Origin of the sequence: Tychonema sp. LEGE 06208, from assembly GCF_015207505.1 — a bacterium.
Taxonomy (GTDB): domain Bacteria; phylum Cyanobacteriota; class Cyanobacteriia; order Cyanobacteriales; family Microcoleaceae; genus Microcoleus.
The window spans coordinates 1-1,133 of record NZ_JADEWT010000232.1; the positions used below are offsets into that span (position 1 = coordinate 1).

Consider the following 1,133-nt stretch of genomic DNA (forward strand, 5'->3'; position numbering starts at 1 on the left):
TAGTCATTAGTCATTAGTCATTAGTCATTAGTCATTAGTCATTAGTCATTAGTCATTAGTCATTAGTCATTAGTCATTAGTCATTAGTCATTAGTCATTAGTCATTAGTCATTAGTCATTAGTCATTCGTTGGTTGTTGGTTGTTGGTTGTTGGTTGTTGGCTGTTAAGAGGGCGGGCCCGCACCATCCACCGCCCCTACTGACTGTTGACTGTTATTAGTTACCAATGCCCAACGCCCAATGCCCAATTCCCTGTTTGGCCAATGCCCAATTCCCTGTTTGGCCAATGCCCTATTCCCGATGCCCAATTCCCTATTCCCGATGCCCAATTCCCTATTCCCTCTGGCTGACTCCGCAAATCGCCGCTAACAGCAACCAGCTTATTGTATTGACTCGGAAATCAAACAGCGTCACGTCTACCGTGTTAAACAGCGTACAGGCGGCGAAGGCTAATAAATAACTGAAGAAAATTAGGCGATCGTCCCCTCTTTCTTCTTGACAAAATAGCCGATTTGTGATACTAAAGTTAGAGTTTTGATTGAGCAATAAAGCATTTTCCCCTACTTCCTCTGTTGCTATTTGCTCTTGTTGGATGTCCGCCGCAGAAACAGGCCAATTCATCAACAACAAAACACCTCTAGCCAAAACCCAGCCAACTAAACCCAAAAATAAAAGCGTTGCCGGTATTCCCGTTTCCGCAGTCAGCATCAATATCAAACTGTGAGGATGACCAAGCCATTCGTGCATTTGAGCTTCGTAGAGAGGAGTAAAATTTCGCAGTCCCCAACCAGTCCAAGGACGCTGCTGAGTCATCGACCAAGCAAACTCCCACTGAGTAGTTCTCAAAGTACCAGTAGGCCGATTTGGAAACATCTCATCGGTAAGTCTCGCCCAGAAAAAAGCCGGGATAATTCTTCGTAAATATTGTCGCAGCGGTTCCGGGCCAAACGCCGACAAAAACACTGCACCAACCCCACTAAATACCGCAGCTAATATTTTTTTATAACCCGCATAAAATGCAAAGCTCAAAACTGCTAAAACAGCCAATCCCCACGCATTTCGAGAATTAGTAAAAATCAAAGCAACAGCATTTCCCAGCACAGCCAAACTTAGAAATAGGAATTGGGCATGGG

At 44.6% G+C, this 1,133-nt stretch carries 1 protein-coding gene; it reads right to left on the reverse strand.

Features of this window, described 5'->3' with window-relative positions; all coding sequences use genetic code 11:
• Positions 1 to 333 precede the first annotated feature (333 nt).
• A partial coding sequence (locus IQ263_RS28085; protein ID WP_194071294.1) for an O-antigen ligase family protein occupies positions 334 to 1,133 on the reverse strand: 800 nt, incomplete at its 5' end.